The following is a 17090-nucleotide window of genomic DNA, read 5'->3' on the forward strand; positions in this document are numbered from 1 at the left end:
TTATTGAGAATAAAGCATAAATTAATAATATAATTGTAAGATAGTAATTCAATCACAGTGGAAATGCTTGGTTTGACGGATATGTTTCAAGAAAAACAAATAATGAGAATGATTTTTAGATGCATTCGTAGCATTTAATTTTCATAAGTTTTGGGAATATAATTAATTATTTAATTTCTATCATTATGAATGATGATAGAAATTTATTGAAAATGGATAATTTGAGGACAAATTGCTTGTCAAATTTAACAATGCACAGTACAATTATGAAATAGTTACGTCCTGGAGGAGTAGTTTAAAATGATATGTTTAGAGAGTGATTATTTGCTGCAAAGTCACCATATCAATTAAACCAAGGTAGTCAGGGCACTGAATTAATGAATGATTGAATGTAGTTAATTCCGTTTTCCGCGTTAAGGAACGATGAGATAGAATAAAAATTTATTCTAAATCAGGTGGTACCGTGATTATTTCGCCCTGATGAATCAGTATTGATTCGTCGGGGCTTTTTTATTTTAATGTCCGTAATTGATAAATAGCGAATAAAGAAACGGAGAAAATTAAATGCGTGAAATTGAAATGCCAGGAAAATATGACCCAACGGCTGTAGAAGCGGGTCGTTATGATAAGTGGTTGCAGGATAAGCGTTTTGCACCATCTGAAAATAAGAAGGCGCGACCTTACTCAATTGTTATCCCTCCGCCAAATGTTACTGGGAAGCTGCATTTAGGACATGCATGGGACACGACTTTGCAAGACATTATCATTCGTCAAAAGCGGATGCAGGGATTTGATACAGTATGGATTCCAGGAATGGACCACGCTGGGATTGCGACCCAAGCTAAGGTTGAACAACGTTTAGCTGAGCAAAATATTTCACGCTATGATTTAGGGCGTGAGAAATTTGTGGATCAAGTTTGGGATTGGAAAAATGAATATGCAAGCACTATTAAATCACAATGGGGTAAGCTAGGTCTTTCGTTAGATTACGATCGAGAACGATTTACATTAGATGATGGGCTTTCAGCAGCAGTTAAAAAAGTCTTTGTAAAACTATATGAAAAAGATCTGATTTATCGTGGGGAATACATTATTAACTGGGATCCAAAGGCCCGCACCGCACTCTCGGATATTGAAGTGATTTATAAAGATATCGAAGGTGCTTTCTATCATGTTAAGTATCCATTTACAGATGGAACGACTTTAAATGGTAAGGATTATATTGAAATTGCTACAACGCGTCCAGAAACTATGTTTGGGGATGTGGCTGTGGCGGTTAATCCCAAGGATGAACGTTATCAAGATATTATTGGTAAAACTATTAAAGTACCCCTAGTGGAACGCGAAATTCCAGTGATTGCTGATGAATATGTTGAAATGGAATTTGGAACAGGTATGGTGAAAATTACTCCTGCGCATGATCCAAATGACTTTGAAGTTGGAAATCGGCATAATTTGGAACGGATTAACACTATGAACGAAGATGGTTCCATGAATGCCAGGGCTGGAAAGTACGATGGTATGGACCGCGATGTAGCCCGTAAGGCCATTGTAAAGGATTTGAATGTTGCGGGTTGGATGATAGAAGTGGAGCCATATACGCATTCAGTTGGGCATTCAGAACGAACGGGCGTACCTGTTGAAGCGCGACTTTCAACTCAGTGGTTTGTCAAGATGAAACCTTTAGCTGAGCAAGCTTTAGCAATGCAAAAAACTGACGATCGAGTAGATTTTTATCCACCACGTTTTGAAAATACGTTTACTAGTTGGATGGAAAATATTCATGATTGGGTCATTTCAAGACAATTATGGTGGGGACATCAAATTCCAGCTTGGTATCACAAAGAAACGGGTGAGATCTACGTTGGCGAGACTGCCCCTGCGGATGTAGAAAATTGGGAGCAAGAAACGGATGTTTTAGATACCTGGTTCTCATCTGGTTTGTGGCCATTTTCAACTATGGGGTGGCCTGATACCGAGGCCCCCGACTTCAAACGTTATTTCCCAACCAATACATTGGTAACAGGTTACGATATCATTTTCTTCTGGGTGGCGCGGATGATGTTCCAATCCAAAGAATTTACTGGTCGACGTCCCTTCCAAAATGTCTTAATTCATGGGTTGATTCGTGATGAACAGGGGCGTAAAATGTCGAAATCATTGGGTAATGGGATTGATCCAATGGATGTTATTGAGAAATATGGGGCCGATGCGTTGCGCTGGTTCTTAGCCAACGGTTCAACTCCAGGATTAGATGTTCGATTCTCATATACTAAAATGGATGCAGCTTGGAATTTTATCAATAAGATTTGGAATGCTTCTAGATATGTCATCATGAATCTAGACGATGACACAGATGTTAAATTGCCAAACGTCGAAGAGCGGACCCTCGCAGATAAATGGATTTTGTCACGTTTAAATCAAACTATTGCAACTGTAAGTCAAAACTTTGATAAATTTGAATTTGGTGAAGCTGGCCGGTCACTTTATAACTTTATCTGGAACGATTTTGCAGATTGGTATATTGAAATGACTAAAGAGACGTTAAACGGGTCTGATGTTCAAGCGAAGCAGAATGTGCAACAAGTATTAGCTTATGTTTTGGACCAAACACTGCGTTTGCTCCATCCGATCATGCCATTCGTTACGGAAGAAATTTGGTTAACGATGCCCCACGAAGGTGAGTCATTAACTAATGCGGCTTTCCCAGTTTTCAATGCCGAATTAACTGATGCGAAAGCTGAGTCTGACTTTAAGCGGCTTGTGGATTTGATCACTGCAGTCCGTAATATTCGTACGGAGGCCAATGCGCCAATGTCAACTATGATTGATGTCATGGTACAAACCGATGACAGTGAATTAATGCAGATTATTGATGAAAATTCAGATTATATCAATCGATTTGTGAAACCTAAGCAATTAATCGTGAATGTAGACGTCAATGCGCCAAAATTGGCAATGACGAAAGTCATTACTGGAGCTGAGGTAATTGTGCCGCTAGCAGAACTGATTAATTTAGACGATGAGATTGTTCGTTTGGAAACTGAGGTCAAGAAATTTCAAGGTGAGGTAAAGCGAGCTCAAGGTAAGTTGAAGAATGAAAAATTCGTCAATTCGGCACCTGAAAAAGTTGTTTTGGCTGAACGTGAAAAACTGGCTGATTGGGAACATAAGTTTGCAACGACCAATGAACGTTTAATAGAGTTAAAAGCGGCAAAGTAATTGCAGAATTTTATTTTAATGAGATGATAGTATTTAAAAGGTTCAGGTTGAACTATTTTAAATACTATTTTTTTGAAATAAGGCTGGTCAGAATTAGTTTCAGATAAGTGCCTAATAATGATTAATCGGTTTATCAATAAAAGGCGAATCAAGGTTTGATCACAGTTAAAGGATATAAAAATGATTAAAAATTATGATGATGCAATTAATTTTATTCATGGTCGCCATAAATGGAGTAAAACGAATACTTTTGAGCGTATTACAAATTTGTTACAGGCATTGGGTAATCCGCAAGATCAATTACAATATGTGCATATTACAGGGACGAACGGTAAAGGGTCTGTTGCCCGAATGACTGAGCAATTATTGATGGAACATGGCTTAAAGGTTGGATTGTTTACATCACCATTTATTATGCGGTTTAATGAACGAATTCAAGTGGATAATGTTCCCATTAGTGATGAAGATTTGACTAGGACGATGCAACAAATTGAGCCGATTTTGCTGGAAATGGATCGTTCTTCAGAGGTTGGAGGAGTGACTGAATTTGAAACTTTAACTGCGTTAATGTTTGTTTATTTTGCGCAGCAAAGCTTGGATGTCGTTGTATTAGAAGTTGGAATCGGTGGAATGTGGGACACGACCAATGTGATTCCAAATAAATTAGTTGCTGTTATTACGACGATTGGCTTAGATCATCAAAAAATATTAGGCCAAACAATGACAGAAATTGCCCAACAAAAAGCAGGAATTATTAAGCATGTTAACCAACCAACTGTGATTGGAAGGTTGCCAAAGTTAGTTCTACCTGTGATTAATCAAAAAACACATCAATTATATCAATTAGGCAAGTTTTTTAAGGCTGAACAAATTCAACAAAATCGGCAAGGAGCTTGGAATTTTGCTTGGCTGGATCAATCAGGACGACATTTTGAAGACTTAACCTTACCGCTCCTTGGAATGTATCAATTAGATAATGCGGCAGTTGCTTTAGAAGTATCCGCTTTGACATTGCAAGCTTTGGGACGGTCAATGCAAGAAAAATCAATTAAATCAGCCCTTAATCAGGTCCAATGGCCAGCGCGATTTGAACAAATCAGCCGGAGCCCTGAAATAATATTGGATGGGGCGCATAATTTAGCAGGAATTCAAGCACTAGTTCAAACATTGCGTCAAAAGTATCGTAATGAATCGGTGATTGTGATTATGGGAGTTTTAGCCGATAAGAATTATCAACAAATGTTAGCGGAACTGGCCAATGAACCTTGGATCAAAGTGATTGTGGTGAATTTTGATGCTCCTAATCAACGACAGGCAATTGATCCTCATCGTGTAGTGAATGAACTTGCACATCAAAATATTTCGGTAGGTGGGGATTGGCAGAGCGTTTTAGATGCTGAACTAGCTAAGAATATACAGGCAAAAATAATTATTAGTGGTTCGCTCTATTTTGTATCTGAAGTTCGACAAGTTTGGGTTAGTACGCATTCTATTTAGCGTCCAAAAAGGATGATTTGGTTTAAGATGGGGTTAATTTGGTTAGAAGATTGCTTGATTAAAATCATCTACATTAACTGACTTTAATGTGTTATAGTTTAAGTTATCTTGCTTTTTGACCAAAGCAAGAGCTGCTTTTGGCAGTTTTACAAATGAGTTGTCGAAAATACCATTTGAGGAGATAAAATAATGGCAAAAATTAATGCACCAGTTTATAAGAATCAAGAACTGGAAGGTGAAGTGATTGATCTAACGTATCAAGGGATGGGCGTAGTCAAAGTTAATGATTATCCAATCTTTGTCGTGGATGCTGTGCCAGGTGAGATTGTTCAGTTGGGCGTTACTAAGGTTCAAAAGAACTTTGCTTTTGGTCGTGTAATTAAGCGCATTCGGGAATCTGATGAGCGTAACCATGAAGTTAATCAAGCAGCGTTGACTACTGGAATTGCACCATTGGCAAACTTAACTTATGCTGCTCAATTGAAATTCAAACAAAAACAAATTCAAGAATTATTTAAGAAGGTTCACGTTCAAGCCGAAATTAATCCGACGATCGGAATGGATAATCCAGTTGGATATCGGAATAAAGCACAAGTTCCAGTGCGAAAGGTTCGTGGTCAATTAACGACAGGTTTTTACCGTCGTAACTCACATCAATTAGTTCCCATTGAAGATTACTATATTCAAGATCCAGCAATTGATAAAGCTATCATTATCGTTCGTGATCTAATGCGGCATTATCAACTTGATGCATATGATGAAGAAGCGCATACCGGTGATATTCGTACAATCATGGTTCGGCGCGGTTATTACAGTCATGAAATGATGGTGGTTATTGTAACACGACGGAATAAGTTACCAGTAGCTGAAATGTTGGTGGAAGGAATTAAAAAAGCCTTGCCAGAAGTAACTTCAATTATTCAAAACGTTAATTCTGATAAAACCAATGTTATTATGGGATCAAAGAATAAAACATTGTGGGGTGCTGACTATATCACCGACACATTATGGGGAAAGACTTTTGAAATTGGACCAATGTCATTCTACCAAGTGAATCCTCAAACCACGGAAAGCTTGTACAGTCTGGCGGTTGAAAAAGCAGGTTTGACTGGGCAGGAATTAGTCCTTGATGCGTATTCTGGAATTGGAACTATCTCGTTGTCAGTTGCCGCACAAGCACGTCAAGTAATTGGAGTCGAAATTGTGCCTGGCGCAGTTGAAGATGCCAAGCGGAACGCTAAGATCAACGGAATTGAAAATGTTGAATTTGAGCTTGGTAAGGCCGAAGAAAAGATGGTGGAGTGGCAAGCAGTGGAACTTCAACCGGACGTTATTTTCGTTGATCCGCCACGGAAGGGCTTGACTCCTGAATTAATTGATGCAGCTACTGGTATGCAACCTAATAAGATTGTTTATATATCATGTAATCCGGCAACCTTGGCACGCGACGCTGAACATTTATTGGAAAATGGTTACCAAATTGATGGCCCAGTACAACCAATTGATCAGTTCCCGCAAACAACCCATATTGAAACAGTAACTGTATTTATCAAAGCCTAACTTATAAATATTACTTTCATTCAATATATATAAACATCGGAAGCATTGGCCAACTACGGTAAAATGCTCCGATGTTTTTAATTATCATGATGTTGCAATGATACAGAATTGTTTGAGTCGATGAATTCAACCTTATCATTGATAATCAATGTTATAATTGAAATATCATAACGGATTAAAGGGAGGGCAAGTTGATGACATTAAAATTGGGAATTATTGGTACAAATTGGATTACGAAGATGTTCGTTGAGGCTGCACTGGCAACCAAACAATATGAATTAGTTGCGGTTTATTCACGAACCGAGGCAAAAGGTCAGGATTTTACTACGAACTTCGCTGGTGACCAGGCGGTATGGACCGATTTAAACGATTTTTTGCAAAGTGGGATTGATGTCGTTTACATCGCTTCGCCAAATAGTTTACATTTTGAGCAGGCATACGCGGCTATTGAAGCTGGGGTCAATGTGATTGTTGAAAAATCAGCGTTTGATAATCCGGAGCAATATGAAAAAATTTACTCATTATTGCAAAAAAATCCAACAGTTAAATTATTTGAGGCAGCTCGGCATATTTACCAAGATAATTTTAAAATCATTGAACAAAAAGTTAATCAAATGGCACATATTTCAGGAGCAACATTTGTTTATGAAAAATATTCATCACGTTTTGATGATTACTTAGCTGGTAAAAAACCGAATGTCTTATCACGTGAATTTTCAGCGGGTGCTTTGGCAGATTTAGGGGTTTACCCCCTTTATGCAGCAATCAAGTTGTTTGGACTGCCAGATGATCAATTTTATTTTGCCACGTTACTAGATAATGGCGCTGATGGACGAGGAACCGTGATCTTACGCTATCCAAAATTTGATGTTACCCTTATTTTTGGTAAAAGTGCCAATTCATATGAATTATCAGAAATTCATGGACGACGGGACACTATCGTGATTGATAATATTGCTGAATTAGGTGAAGTTAAATACGATGATGGACAAGGAAATGTCACGGTAATTAGTCAGCCGGCACCTGATAATCCAATGGTGCAAGAGGCAGAATTTTTTGCCAATATTCTACAAAATAAGTTACAAACACCAAATGATTATGAAGAAGCAACTATTTTAAGTCAAAAAGTAAATCTAGTATTGACGAAATTGCGGCATTCAGCGGGAATTAAATTCCCAAGTGACCAATAATAACTAGAACGGGGAAAGTATGAACGAACAAATTAAAGCACGGTTGAGTCAAGCCGGATTCTTAGCGATGACACCAATTCAGTCGGCCGTCGAGCCGGATTTAGCAGCAGGTGAATCAATTGATGGACTGGCTCCAACAGGGACTGGAAAAACATTGGCGTTTACCTGGCCACTATTGCCAAAGTTACAAGCTGGTGATGGAGAACAATTGTTGGTGATGGCGCCATCACAAGAGTTAGCGATGCAAACGACCCGGGTGATGCGCGAATGGGCTAGTTTATTTGATTTAAAAGTGTTGGCCTTAACAGGGGGCGCAAATGTTAAACATCAACTGGATCGGTTAAAGAAGCATCCAGAAATTTTGGTGGGAACGCCAGGGCGAGTGGCTGAATTAGTGCAAAATAAAAAATTGAAGCTACAGCGGTTACGTACGTTGATTTTAGATGAGGCTGATATTTTACTCAAAGAGGAAACCGCAGAACAACTTCAAACTATTTGGGAAGTTTATGGTGATGAAACCATCCAAGTTGCTTTATTTGGGGCAACTGCTGTTGATCCTATGATTCCAGTGAAGTTATTTGATCGTCCCTTTAAACGGATTGATCAACGGGATGTACCGATGCCGACCAGCTTACAGCATTTAATGATTCCAACGGCGAATGACCAGAAGCAAAAACGGTTACGTCAATTTGCTAGTCAAAATCACTTCCAAGCAATGGTCTTTTTCAATACGACGAAGGCATTAAAGACAACGGCAAGCTTTTTAGCCCATGAACATGTGGCTATGGCCACGTTAGTGCGAGGAGATTCAAGTAGTACTCGAGCGAAGGCACTGGATAATTTCCGCAAGGGTCAAGCTAAATTTCTTTTAACGACCGATGTCGCAGCTCGTGGGTTGGATATTACTGATTTATCAGCAGTGATTAATTTTGATTTACCACGTGATGGAGAAACTTACACGCATCGTGCGGGACGTACAGGTCGGATGGGTAAAGCTGGGTTGGTCATTACGCTTGGAAATGATCATGATGCGCGCGATTTAAAAAGATTAGTGCAAGTGGAGATGGATATCTTACCTTGGACTAGTTTTGTAAGTCGTTTAGGAGTTAAAGCCGGTAGCGCTAAGTTAGAAGGTGCGGCAAGTCCAACAAATGTGCATCGCAAGCCACGTGAAACTACAAAAAATTCGGCAAGCCCTTCTAAGAAACAAAAGCCAATTGATAGAAAAAAGATCGGCAAGCCTGCTCCCAAAAAGAATATTACTCTGGTAGCCCCGGAGTCAGAAGTTGAGACCACTAGTCGGAGTGAACGATTTGAAAAAATCAAGAAAGCTAAGCGACGTAAGCAAAAAGATAAGGGTAAGCCTAAACGTAATCAAGATAAGTAGCTGCAATGCCAAAGATACTTAGATTCTTATTAAGATGTATTTTTAAACAAAAATAAAATTAGAGGTTAATGGCCAGTTTCGGATTGGTTATTAGCTTTTTTATTTAGCAAAAATCAATTGTGAATCGTACGTTTACCAATCGGATTTGTGGTAAAATATGCATAAGAATGCATAAATTCATAGTGATGGGTTGAAGAAAGGTGCGGCGTCAATGGCAAAAATTATTAATGGGAAAGAAATTGCGCAAAAAGTACGTGCAGACGTTACTAAAAAAGTAGAAAAAATGATTGCACAAGGAATTACTCCAGGACTAGCAGTAATTATTGTTGGCGAGGATCCTGCAAGTCAAATCTATGTTCGTAATAAAGAACGTGCCGCCGCTAAGGCTGGTATTAATGGACAAACGATTCAATTTCCAACGGATGTATCCGAAGTGGTCGTATTCAATAAAATTCAGGAATTAAATCAGGATGATAGCATTGACGCCATTTTGTTACAGAGTCCCGTTCCTAGTCAGATTGATGAAGAGAAAATGCAATCAGCCATTGATCCTAATAAAGATGTGGATGGATTTAATCCATTAAATATTGGGAAATTATTTGCCAATCGAGCAGGTTATTATCCAGTGGCGAACACCCCAAAGGGAATTATGACGCTATTGGCGGAGACACAAGTCGAGTTACAAGGGAAGTTTGTGGTGATCTTAGGCCGTTCAATTTTAGTGGGGCGTCCCTTATTTGCATTATTAGAAGCAGAAAATGCAACGGTAGCATTATTACATCGCTATACTTCAGATGAACTGCGACATCGTTTATTACAGCAGGCCGATGTTGTGATTGCTGCTACGGGCGTCCCTGGGTTAGTACGAGGAATAGATCTAAAAGCGGGATCAGTAGTGATCGATGTTGGAATTACACGCTTACCGGATGGTCACTTAACCGGAGATGTTGATTTTTTGGCAGCGCAGGATACGGTCGCAGCAATTACCCCAGTACCCGGTGGAGTAGGACCGATGACAATTGCTACCTTATTACAAACAACGGTCGAATTAGCGGCCAAACATCATCAAATGGAGTTACAGGAGCTATAAAATGAAGGACTATTTAACAGTCAGTGCTTTAACCCAGTACTTAAAGCGCAAATTCACAGCTGATCCTTACCTGCAAAAAGTATATTTAACTGGTGAAATCTCAAATTTCAGACGTCGTCCAAAACATCAATATTTTTCAATTAAAGATGATCAGGCGGTGATTAATGCCACGATGTTTCAAGGGGTTTTTAACAAACTCCCCTTTGAATTAGAAAGTGGGATGAAGGTGAATATCGTGGGCCATTTGGATCTATACGCGCCCAGTGGTAGTTATTCAGTGATCGTTGAGAAAATGGAACCTGATGGAATTGGGGCGTTGGCGGTTCAATTTGAACAATTGAAAAACAAATTGCAAAAAGCGGGACTTTTTGAAAAAAATCAACGTTCGATTCCGCGGTTTCCTAAAAATATTGCAGTGATCACATCCCCAAGTGGAGCGGTGATTCGCGATATTATGACCACGGTACAACGACGCTATCCGATTGCTCAGATCACACTTTATCCGGCGGCAGTGCAAGGTGAACAAGCAGTTCCCAGTTTATTGCGCCAATTAGAAGCTGTCGAGGCCAAAGATGTTTATGATGTCTTAATCATTGGTCGTGGTGGTGGTTCGATGGAAGATTTATGGGCATTTAATGATGAACAGCTAGCTTTGAAATTAGCCCAAAGTCCGATTCCTGTGATTAGTTCCGTTGGCCATGAAACAGATACTACAATTGCCGATTACGTCGCCGATCAACGCGCAGCAACCCCCACGGCAGCGGCGGAGATTGCAACTCCTATTTTGTTGACAGATGTTCAAAACGGATTATTAACTCTTCAGATGCAAATGAGCCATGGACTTGGGAAAAAATTGCAATATTTAAGAGAGAAATTTGAACGTGTGCGGCAAAGCCGGGTTTTGAATGAACCATCCCGATTGTATGAGGGGGTTAATCAAAGATTAGATTTGGCAACTCAAAATTTGCAAAATAACTATGGGAATTTAATTCAGCAAAAACAACATCAGTTTAATTTGCTTGAACAACGCTTAACCCCTGCGATGGAGCGACAATTGCAAAGTAAGCAAAACCGTTATCAGCAATTAGTGAATGGTTTGAATTTAGTGAGTCCATTGGCGGTTTTGGCTCGTGGATATAGTGTAACTACGATCGATGAAACGATCATTAAAAGTATTGACCAAGTAAAGATAGGAAAGACAGTCAAAGTTCAAGTTAGCGACGGAACGATTGTGGCGAAAGTACAAGGAGTGGAGAAGCAAGATGAGTGAACAAACATTTGAAGCTAAATTAAATACATTAGAAAAAATTGTGGGCCAACTTGAGGAAGGCGAAGTGCCTTTAGGAACAGCAATGGAGGCTTTTGCGGAAGGGACGAAACTTGTTAAATCGTTACAAAACGAATTGCAGACTGCGGAGCAAAATCTGACTAAGATGGTTCAAGAAGATGGTACTGAGGTCCCATTTGATGTTGAGGGAAAATAATGCAGTTTAATGAATTTATACAGCAATATCAACCTCAGCTAGAACAAGCGTTGGATGAACATTTAGGACAACCTGGGCTTAATAATCAATTGTTAGAGGCGATGCGATATGCTACTTTAAATGGTGGGAAACGGTTGCGACCATTATTAACATTAGCGGTGGTAAAAACTTTTGGACAAAATCCGAGTCAATATTTAGATGTAGCTAACGCAGTGGAATTAATTCATACTTATAGCTTGATTCATGATGATTTGCCAGCAATGGATGATGATGATTTCAGACGTAATAAGCCCACAGTGCATCTTAAGTATGGTGAGGCAGTGGCGATCTTAGCAGGAGATGCTCTACAATCGATGGCATTTGCTTGGTTAATAGATGCTCGTCTGCATGCTGAACAGCAATTAAAATTAGTTCAGCAATTAGCGTTGGCGGCTGGTTATCAGGGCATGGTGGGTGGTCAATTTTCAGATATGCAAGCAACCAATCAAGCAGAAATTTCGCTGAATGATTTAGCGCAGTTGCACCGACGAAAAACAGGAGCGCTCCTTGCTTACGCGGTGGTAGCTGGTGGAATTTTAACCGATCAATCCCAAGTAGTTCAACAAGCCTTGGGTACATTTGGGTTTGCCTTTGGACTAGCATTTCAAATTAAAGATGATTTATTAGATCTGCAACAAGATGATACTGAAAATAAGCAATCCTATCCGTATTTACTCGGAGTAGCCGGTGCGAAACATGAGTTAATGGGGCAATTGTCACTGGCGGAATCTAGTTTGCAATTATTAGAAGCTGAAACAAACACGGAGATGGTGCTTTTGAAAGATTGTTTGCATTATTTCGATGATATGGTGGAGAATTAGTATGGCAGGAATATTAAAAGAGCGAGTTGATGTATTAGCAGTACAGCAAGGTTTATTTGCTTCACGCGAGCAAGCCAAAAGAGCGATCATGGCGGGTGAAATTTTGGGAATCAATGAACAGAGAATGGATAAAGCCGGTGAAAAAATTCCTGTAACGACTGAACTACATCTTAAAGGAGCCCCAATGCCCTATGTCTCGCGTGGTGGGTTTAAATTGGAAAAAATGCGGGATGTTTTTCATTTAGATTTTAAAAATAAGCTTGTTTTAGATATTGGTTCCTCAACGGGTGGATTTACGGACGTTTCACTCCAAAGTGGTGCAAAGCAGGTATATGCTTTAGATGTTGGAACTAATCAGTTAGCTTGGAAGCTACGTTCTGATGAACGGGTGATTGTGATGGAAAATACTAATTTTCGTTATAGCGAATTAGCTGATTTCACGATGGGAAAGCCACAAATGGCAACGATTGATGTTTCCTTCATTTCACTAAATTTAATTTTAGCACCTTTGGCTAAAATTTTAGTTTCGGGTGGTTCTGTTGCAGCCTTAATTAAACCACAATTTGAAGCAGGTCGAGCAGCAGTAGGTAAGCATGGAATCGTCAAAGATGAAAAGATACATTTGGCTGTTTTAAATCAAGTTAGTGAATACGCAAAAGCCGCTGGATTTAGTATTGTTAATCTTGATTTTTCGCCAATTAAAGGTGGATCAGGTAACATTGAGTTTATTGCACATTTGAAGCTGGATGGTGGGGATGAAACGATGGACGAAACGGAACGGAAAGCTGTTGTTACGGCAGCGCATGAACAGTTGAATGCACACCGGGAGTAGTAAGTGATGGCTAGTAATAAAAGAGAGCGCCAAACTGAAATCAAAAAAATAATCACACAACAAAAAGTACAAAAGCAAGATGAACTAGTACAGATTCTCAATGAGCGGGGGTGGAATGTTACCCAAGCCACGGTTTCTCGCGATATTGCTAGTATGCAGTTAGTTAAAGTTCCATTAGCACAGGGCGGGTTTGCCTATGACATTATGCATGGGTCTGATTACCTGGTTCAAGTCCGGGCAATTTTAAATGAGGATCAAACAAAAATTAAGGATCAAGCTAATATGGTTATCATTCAAGTCCGTCCAGGAACGGGTCCAGTGCTAAAAATTGCGTTAGAGACAATGGATTTACCTGAAGTTTTTGGCGTATTAGGTGATGATTCTAGTGTTTTAGTAATCGTTAAAGAAGGTTGTTTGGGAAAGCAACTAGTCAATCAACTATTACAATTATCGTAAAGCTTAGGAGGTGCAGTTATGTTACAGGAACTTTCAATTAAAGATTTTGCAATAATCCCAACTCTTGATTTAAGTTTTGAAAATGGAATGACGGTCCTCACTGGGGAAACGGGAGCAGGGAAGTCGATTATTATTGACGCTGTTGGTTTATTAGTTGGTGGGCGTAGTTCAGTGGATTATATTCGTGATGGTACAAAGAAGGCAACGCTGCAAGGTTTATTCTCAGTAGATGTGAAGGCTGCGGTTTTACCAGCTTTAGAAGAATATGGAGTTGAGCTTGATGATAATCAGGTTTTAATTAGTCGTGAAATTCATCAGAATGGGCGAAATGTCATTCGGATTAATGGTGTAATGATTAATGGAACGGGTTTAAAAAAGATCGGCCGACATTTAGTCGATATTCATGGTCAAAATGAACATCAAGAGTTGATGAAAGTCGAGCGACATGAATTTTTATTAGATCAATTTGCACAAAACGATGTTGTACCAATCCTAGTGCAATATCAGCAAGCTTATGATGATTATCAAAAATACTTTAAATTATATCAACAACGTAAAGCGGATGAACAGGCTTTTGCGCAACGCCTGGATATGCTTACTTTTCAAGTCAATGAATTACAAGAAGCAGATTTAAAAGTTAACGAGGAAGCATTGCTAAATCAGGAGTATCAAGAACTATCCAATTTTCAAGATGTTTTGGAGGCTTTGTCGACGGCCTATGAGGCTTTAGCTGGCGATTGGGAAGGTAATGGGTTAGAAGTTATAAGTCGTTCAGTTACAGCTCTGGAAGGTATTGAAGAACTTAGCTCACGGTATCAGTCATTGACGGAAATGGTTCGTGGAGCATATTTTGAACTACAAGAAGCAGCTTCAGACGCGCTTTCAGTTCGGGATGGGTTGGAGTTCGATGCGGAGCGACTCAATGAGGTGACCGAGCGTTTAAATTTAATTAATACGTTGGAAAACAAGTATGGGACAGATATTCCAGAAGTTTTGTCCTACCAAGCTAAAATTGAAGGTGAATTAGCTGAAATGACGGTTAATGGGTCAACGTTGAGCGATTTAAAGCAGCAGATGTTGGCCGCTAAAAAAGCAGCACAAAAATTAGCAGACCAGCTCACACAGTTACGCAAAGTAGCAGCAATTGAATTAACCAAAGCGATCCATCAACAGCTAGCAGACTTATTTATGGAAAAAGCAGTCTTTTCGGTAAATATAACGCCAACGAAAAACTTGCAGACAATGGGGCAAGATCAAATTGAATTTTATATTCAAACAAATCCGGGTGAATCAGCCAAGCCACTTGCTAAGATCGCTTCAGGGGGAGAATTAAGTCGCATGATGTTAGCAATGAAAACCATTTTTGCTCATGATCAAGGGGTTACTTCCATTGTGTTTGATGAGGTTGATACAGGAGTATCCGGTCGGGTGGCTCAAGCGATTGCAAATAAAATTGCTAAAATCGCGAGCTATTCACAAGTTTTAACGATAACGCATTTACCGCAAGTTGCAGCAGTTGCGGACCAGCATCTCTATATTGAGAAAAAGATTATTAAGCAGCGAACCGTAACTTCCGTGCAACAATTGGATCAACAGGGGCGGATTGATGAATTGGCACGTATGTTGTCCGGTGATCAATTAACTGATGCAGCGCGGGCTAATGCCAGAGACTTACTAAACAAAAGTTAATCTTGATTTTCAAACTTTCCGGCAAATTAGTTGGCATTTATTATGCTTGAATTAATTTAGTAAAAAAGGTAAGATTAAGGTTATTAATTAGAAGGATTAAAGGGGAACATTGACCATGAAGCGTGGGGTTTTAATTGTATTATCAGGACCATCGGGAGTAGGAAAAGGAACTGTTCGTAAAGCTTTATTTGAAGAATTAGATATTGATTTTACATATTCAATTTCAATGACTACTCGCCGTCCACGCAATGGTGAGGTAGATGGTGAAGATTATTTTTTCGTCAGTCACGCTGAATTTGAAGAAAATATTGCTGCTGGTAATATGTTAGAACATGCCGAGTATGTTGGTAATTATTATGGAACCCCTAAAAGTTTTATTGATAAAACGCTGGGCCAAGGGCATGATGTTTTCTTAGAAATTGATGTTCAAGGTGCACTACAAGTCAAAGAAAAGATGCCTGAAGGGGCATATATCTTTTTGACCCCACCAGACCTACAAGCCTTAAAGGAGAGATTAGTAGGGCGTGGAACGGATGATCCAGAAGTGATCGATCGTCGAGTGGCTGCTGCATCATCTGAAATTCGAATGATGGCTAACTATGATTACGCCGTCGTGAATGATGAAGTTCAATTAGCCGTTCAGCGAATTAAAGACATTGTCAAAGTGGAACGTTTGCGAGTTAATCGCATTTTACCAGAATATATCGCCATGATTGAGGAGTTAGGAAAATGATTTTATATCCATCTGTAGATAAGTTACTAGAAAAAGTTAATTCACGTTATAAATTAATTGCTTTGGGTGCAAAACGTGCCCATGAGTTAGAGCAGGGAAGTCTGCCAACACTTTCACACTTTGATTCGGTTAAGCCAGTCGGTCAAGCTTTGGAAGAAATCGAAGCTGGAAATATTATTGTTGATCCAGACGAAAAGCATTTTGATTAACCTTTAATTAAGTTAATTAAGCGATAATAAAGTAACAAAAGGGGTGAGGTTTGTGCCTCACCCCCTTTTTTATTTAAATAATGTTTCTGAAAGGATGCTTAGAATCATGCCAGTTTTGGTAGCGACACATAAAGATTATGTGATGCCCAGTGATCATTTTTATCAGCCAATTTACGTAGGATCGGCTTTACATAAACAGCGGATGGCTGATTTTTGGAGTGATGCCACTGGCATTAATATTTCATCAAAAAACCCTTTTTATAATGAATTGACGGCTCTTTATTGGGCAAAGTACAATTTAAAGGATCAACCAATTATTGGATTGGCCCATTATCGTCGCTTTCTTGGGCGTCGATCGGGACATAAATATAAGTATTTGTTAAGTGAACAAGAGATTAGGCAAGCCTTACAGAAGGTAGATGTCTTGGTACCAAAGGCTCGTAATTATTGGATTGAAACACAGGAACAACATTATCTAAATGCCCATGTTCCTCAACCTTGGCAAGTTTTTGGTCGGGTGATTGAAACCAAATTTCCAGAATATTACCTTGCCTTTGAGCAAGTCTGTCATTCTAAAAAGGCCCATTTGTTTAACATGAGCATTATGAAACAAGCTGAATTTCAAGCTTATACCGATTTTTTATTTGATGTTTTAGCAGCTGTGGAGCAGGAAATCGATTTTAATGCTCTAAAAGGACAAGATCAGCGGGCATTGGGCTTTTTAGGGGAACGAATTCTCGATATTTGGCTATTAAAAACTCATACAACCTATCAAGAATTTCCGATTGTATCATTAGAAAGAGTGAACTGGTTTGATAAAGGATGGCACTTTTTATTACGTCATTTTGGGATAAAAGGCCGGGTTAAAACACATTTTTAAA

Annotated in this window: 15 protein-coding genes and 1 other annotated feature; all 15 genes read left to right on the plus strand. The window is 39.2% G+C overall.

Translation table 11 applies throughout. The annotated features are described in order from the left end of the window. Window positions 1–268: 268 nt before the first annotated feature. Window positions 269–483 (plus strand) — a binding site (T-box leader). A gap of 81 nt (window positions 484–564) precedes the next feature. The 15 genes from G7084_RS03205 (at window position 565) to G7084_RS03275 (ending at window position 17089) form a co-directional block, all read left to right on the plus strand. Further along, window positions 565–3222, plus strand: coding sequence for a valine--tRNA ligase (locus G7084_RS03205; protein WP_166009993.1), 2658 nt, complete (start codon window positions 565–567; stop codon window positions 3220–3222). A gap of 180 nt (window positions 3223–3402) precedes the next feature. Continuing rightward, window positions 3403–4719, plus strand: a complete 1317-nt coding sequence (locus G7084_RS03210) for a bifunctional folylpolyglutamate synthase/dihydrofolate synthase (protein ID WP_166009995.1) — start codon at window positions 3403–3405, stop codon at window positions 4717–4719. A 189-nt stretch (window positions 4720–4908) separates the two neighbouring features. Next, on the plus strand, window positions 4909–6279 hold the full coding sequence (rlmD, locus tag G7084_RS03215) for a 23S rRNA (uracil(1939)-C(5))-methyltransferase RlmD (RefSeq protein ID WP_166009997.1): 1371 nt from the start codon (window positions 4909–4911) through the stop codon (window positions 6277–6279). Between the two features lie 194 nt (window positions 6280–6473). Then, a complete protein-coding gene (locus G7084_RS03220) occupies window positions 6474–7469 on the plus strand; it encodes a Gfo/Idh/MocA family protein (RefSeq protein WP_166009999.1) in 996 nt (331 codons plus the stop codon). A 19-nt stretch (window positions 7470–7488) separates the two neighbouring features. Beyond that, window positions 7489–8856, plus strand: coding sequence for a DEAD/DEAH box helicase (locus tag G7084_RS03225; protein WP_166010001.1), 1368 nt, complete (start codon window positions 7489–7491; stop codon window positions 8854–8856). 211 nt (window positions 8857–9067) lie between these two features. Continuing rightward, window positions 9068–9946, plus strand: coding sequence for a bifunctional 5,10-methylenetetrahydrofolate dehydrogenase/5,10-methenyltetrahydrofolate cyclohydrolase (locus G7084_RS03230; protein ID WP_166010003.1), 879 nt, complete (start codon window positions 9068–9070; stop codon window positions 9944–9946). Window position 9947: 1 nt separating this feature from the next. Beyond that, on the plus strand, window positions 9948–11216 hold the full coding sequence (xseA, locus tag G7084_RS03235; RefSeq protein ID WP_166010005.1) for an exodeoxyribonuclease VII large subunit: 1269 nt from the start codon (window positions 9948–9950) through the stop codon (window positions 11214–11216). After that, window positions 11209–11430: an exodeoxyribonuclease VII small subunit gene (locus G7084_RS03240; protein WP_166010007.1), complete on the plus strand. Its 222-nt coding sequence runs from the start codon at window positions 11209–11211 to the stop codon at window positions 11428–11430. Before xseA ends, G7084_RS03240 begins: the two co-directional genes overlap by 8 nt. Beyond that, window positions 11430–12290, plus strand: a complete 861-nt coding sequence (locus G7084_RS03245) for a polyprenyl synthetase family protein (protein WP_166010009.1) — start codon at window positions 11430–11432, stop codon at window positions 12288–12290. Before G7084_RS03240 ends, G7084_RS03245 begins: the two co-directional genes overlap by 1 nt. Window position 12291: 1 nt before the next feature. After that, window positions 12292–13122 carry a TlyA family RNA methyltransferase gene (locus tag G7084_RS03250; protein ID WP_166010011.1) on the plus strand — a complete coding sequence of 277 codons (831 nt, stop codon included), beginning with the start codon at window positions 12292–12294 and terminating at the stop codon, window positions 13120–13122. 6 nt (window positions 13123–13128) lie between these two features. Then, entirely contained in the window at window positions 13129–13578 is a 450-nt protein-coding gene (locus tag G7084_RS03255; protein ID WP_166010013.1) for an arginine repressor, read from the plus strand. 18 nt (window positions 13579–13596) lie between these two features. Then, on the plus strand, window positions 13597–15267 hold the full coding sequence (gene recN, locus G7084_RS03260) for a DNA repair protein RecN (RefSeq protein ID WP_166010015.1): 1671 nt from the start codon (window positions 13597–13599) through the stop codon (window positions 15265–15267). Window positions 15268–15382: 115 nt separating this feature from the next. After that, a complete protein-coding gene (gmk, locus tag G7084_RS03265; protein WP_166010017.1) occupies window positions 15383–16000 on the plus strand; it encodes a guanylate kinase in 618 nt (205 codons plus the stop codon). After that, a complete protein-coding gene (gene rpoZ / locus G7084_RS03270; RefSeq protein ID WP_166010019.1) occupies window positions 15997–16209 on the plus strand; it encodes a DNA-directed RNA polymerase subunit omega in 213 nt (70 codons plus the stop codon). The genes gmk and rpoZ overlap by 4 nt, the downstream gene beginning before the upstream one ends. Before the next feature lie 106 nt (window positions 16210–16315). After that, window positions 16316–17089: a DUF4422 domain-containing protein gene (locus tag G7084_RS03275; RefSeq protein WP_166010021.1), complete on the plus strand. Its 774-nt coding sequence runs from the start codon at window positions 16316–16318 to the stop codon at window positions 17087–17089. Window position 17090: the final 1 nt, after the last annotated feature.

It is taken from the genome of Weissella coleopterorum, from assembly GCF_011304355.1.
GTDB lineage: Bacteria > Bacillota > Bacilli > Lactobacillales > Lactobacillaceae > Weissella > Weissella coleopterorum.

What these genes read in the sequence shown, in the direction of transcription:
- G7084_RS03210 (WP_166009995.1), top strand. Translation starts at nt 3,403, where the DNA reads ATGATTAAAAATTATGATGATGCAATTAATTTTATTCATGGTCGCCAT.
- G7084_RS03255 (WP_166010013.1), top strand. Translation starts at nt 13,129, where the DNA reads ATGGCTAGTAATAAAAGAGAGCGCCAAACTGAAATCAAAAAAATAATC.
- recN (WP_166010015.1), top strand. Translation starts at nt 13,597, where the DNA reads ATGTTACAGGAACTTTCAATTAAAGATTTTGCAATAATCCCAACTCTT.
- G7084_RS03240 (WP_166010007.1), top strand. Translation starts at nt 11,209, where the DNA reads ATGAGTGAACAAACATTTGAAGCTAAATTAAATACATTAGAAAAAATT.
- rpoZ (WP_166010019.1), top strand. Translation starts at nt 15,997, where the DNA reads ATGATTTTATATCCATCTGTAGATAAGTTACTAGAAAAAGTTAATTCA.
- G7084_RS03245 (WP_166010009.1), top strand. Translation starts at nt 11,430, where the DNA reads ATGCAGTTTAATGAATTTATACAGCAATATCAACCTCAGCTAGAACAA.
- G7084_RS03275 (WP_166010021.1), top strand. Translation starts at nt 16,316, where the DNA reads ATGCCAGTTTTGGTAGCGACACATAAAGATTATGTGATGCCCAGTGAT.
- G7084_RS03250 (WP_166010011.1), top strand. Translation starts at nt 12,292, where the DNA reads ATGGCAGGAATATTAAAAGAGCGAGTTGATGTATTAGCAGTACAGCAA.
- xseA (WP_166010005.1), top strand. Translation starts at nt 9,948, where the DNA reads ATGAAGGACTATTTAACAGTCAGTGCTTTAACCCAGTACTTAAAGCGC.
- G7084_RS03205 (WP_166009993.1), top strand. Translation starts at nt 565, where the DNA reads ATGCGTGAAATTGAAATGCCAGGAAAATATGACCCAACGGCTGTAGAA.
- G7084_RS03225 (WP_166010001.1), top strand. Translation starts at nt 7,489, where the DNA reads ATGAACGAACAAATTAAAGCACGGTTGAGTCAAGCCGGATTCTTAGCG.
- G7084_RS03220 (WP_166009999.1), top strand. Translation starts at nt 6,474, where the DNA reads ATGACATTAAAATTGGGAATTATTGGTACAAATTGGATTACGAAGATG.
- gmk (WP_166010017.1), top strand. Translation starts at nt 15,383, where the DNA reads ATGAAGCGTGGGGTTTTAATTGTATTATCAGGACCATCGGGAGTAGGA.
- G7084_RS03230 (WP_166010003.1), top strand. Translation starts at nt 9,068, where the DNA reads ATGGCAAAAATTATTAATGGGAAAGAAATTGCGCAAAAAGTACGTGCA.
- rlmD (WP_166009997.1), top strand. Translation starts at nt 4,909, where the DNA reads ATGGCAAAAATTAATGCACCAGTTTATAAGAATCAAGAACTGGAAGGT.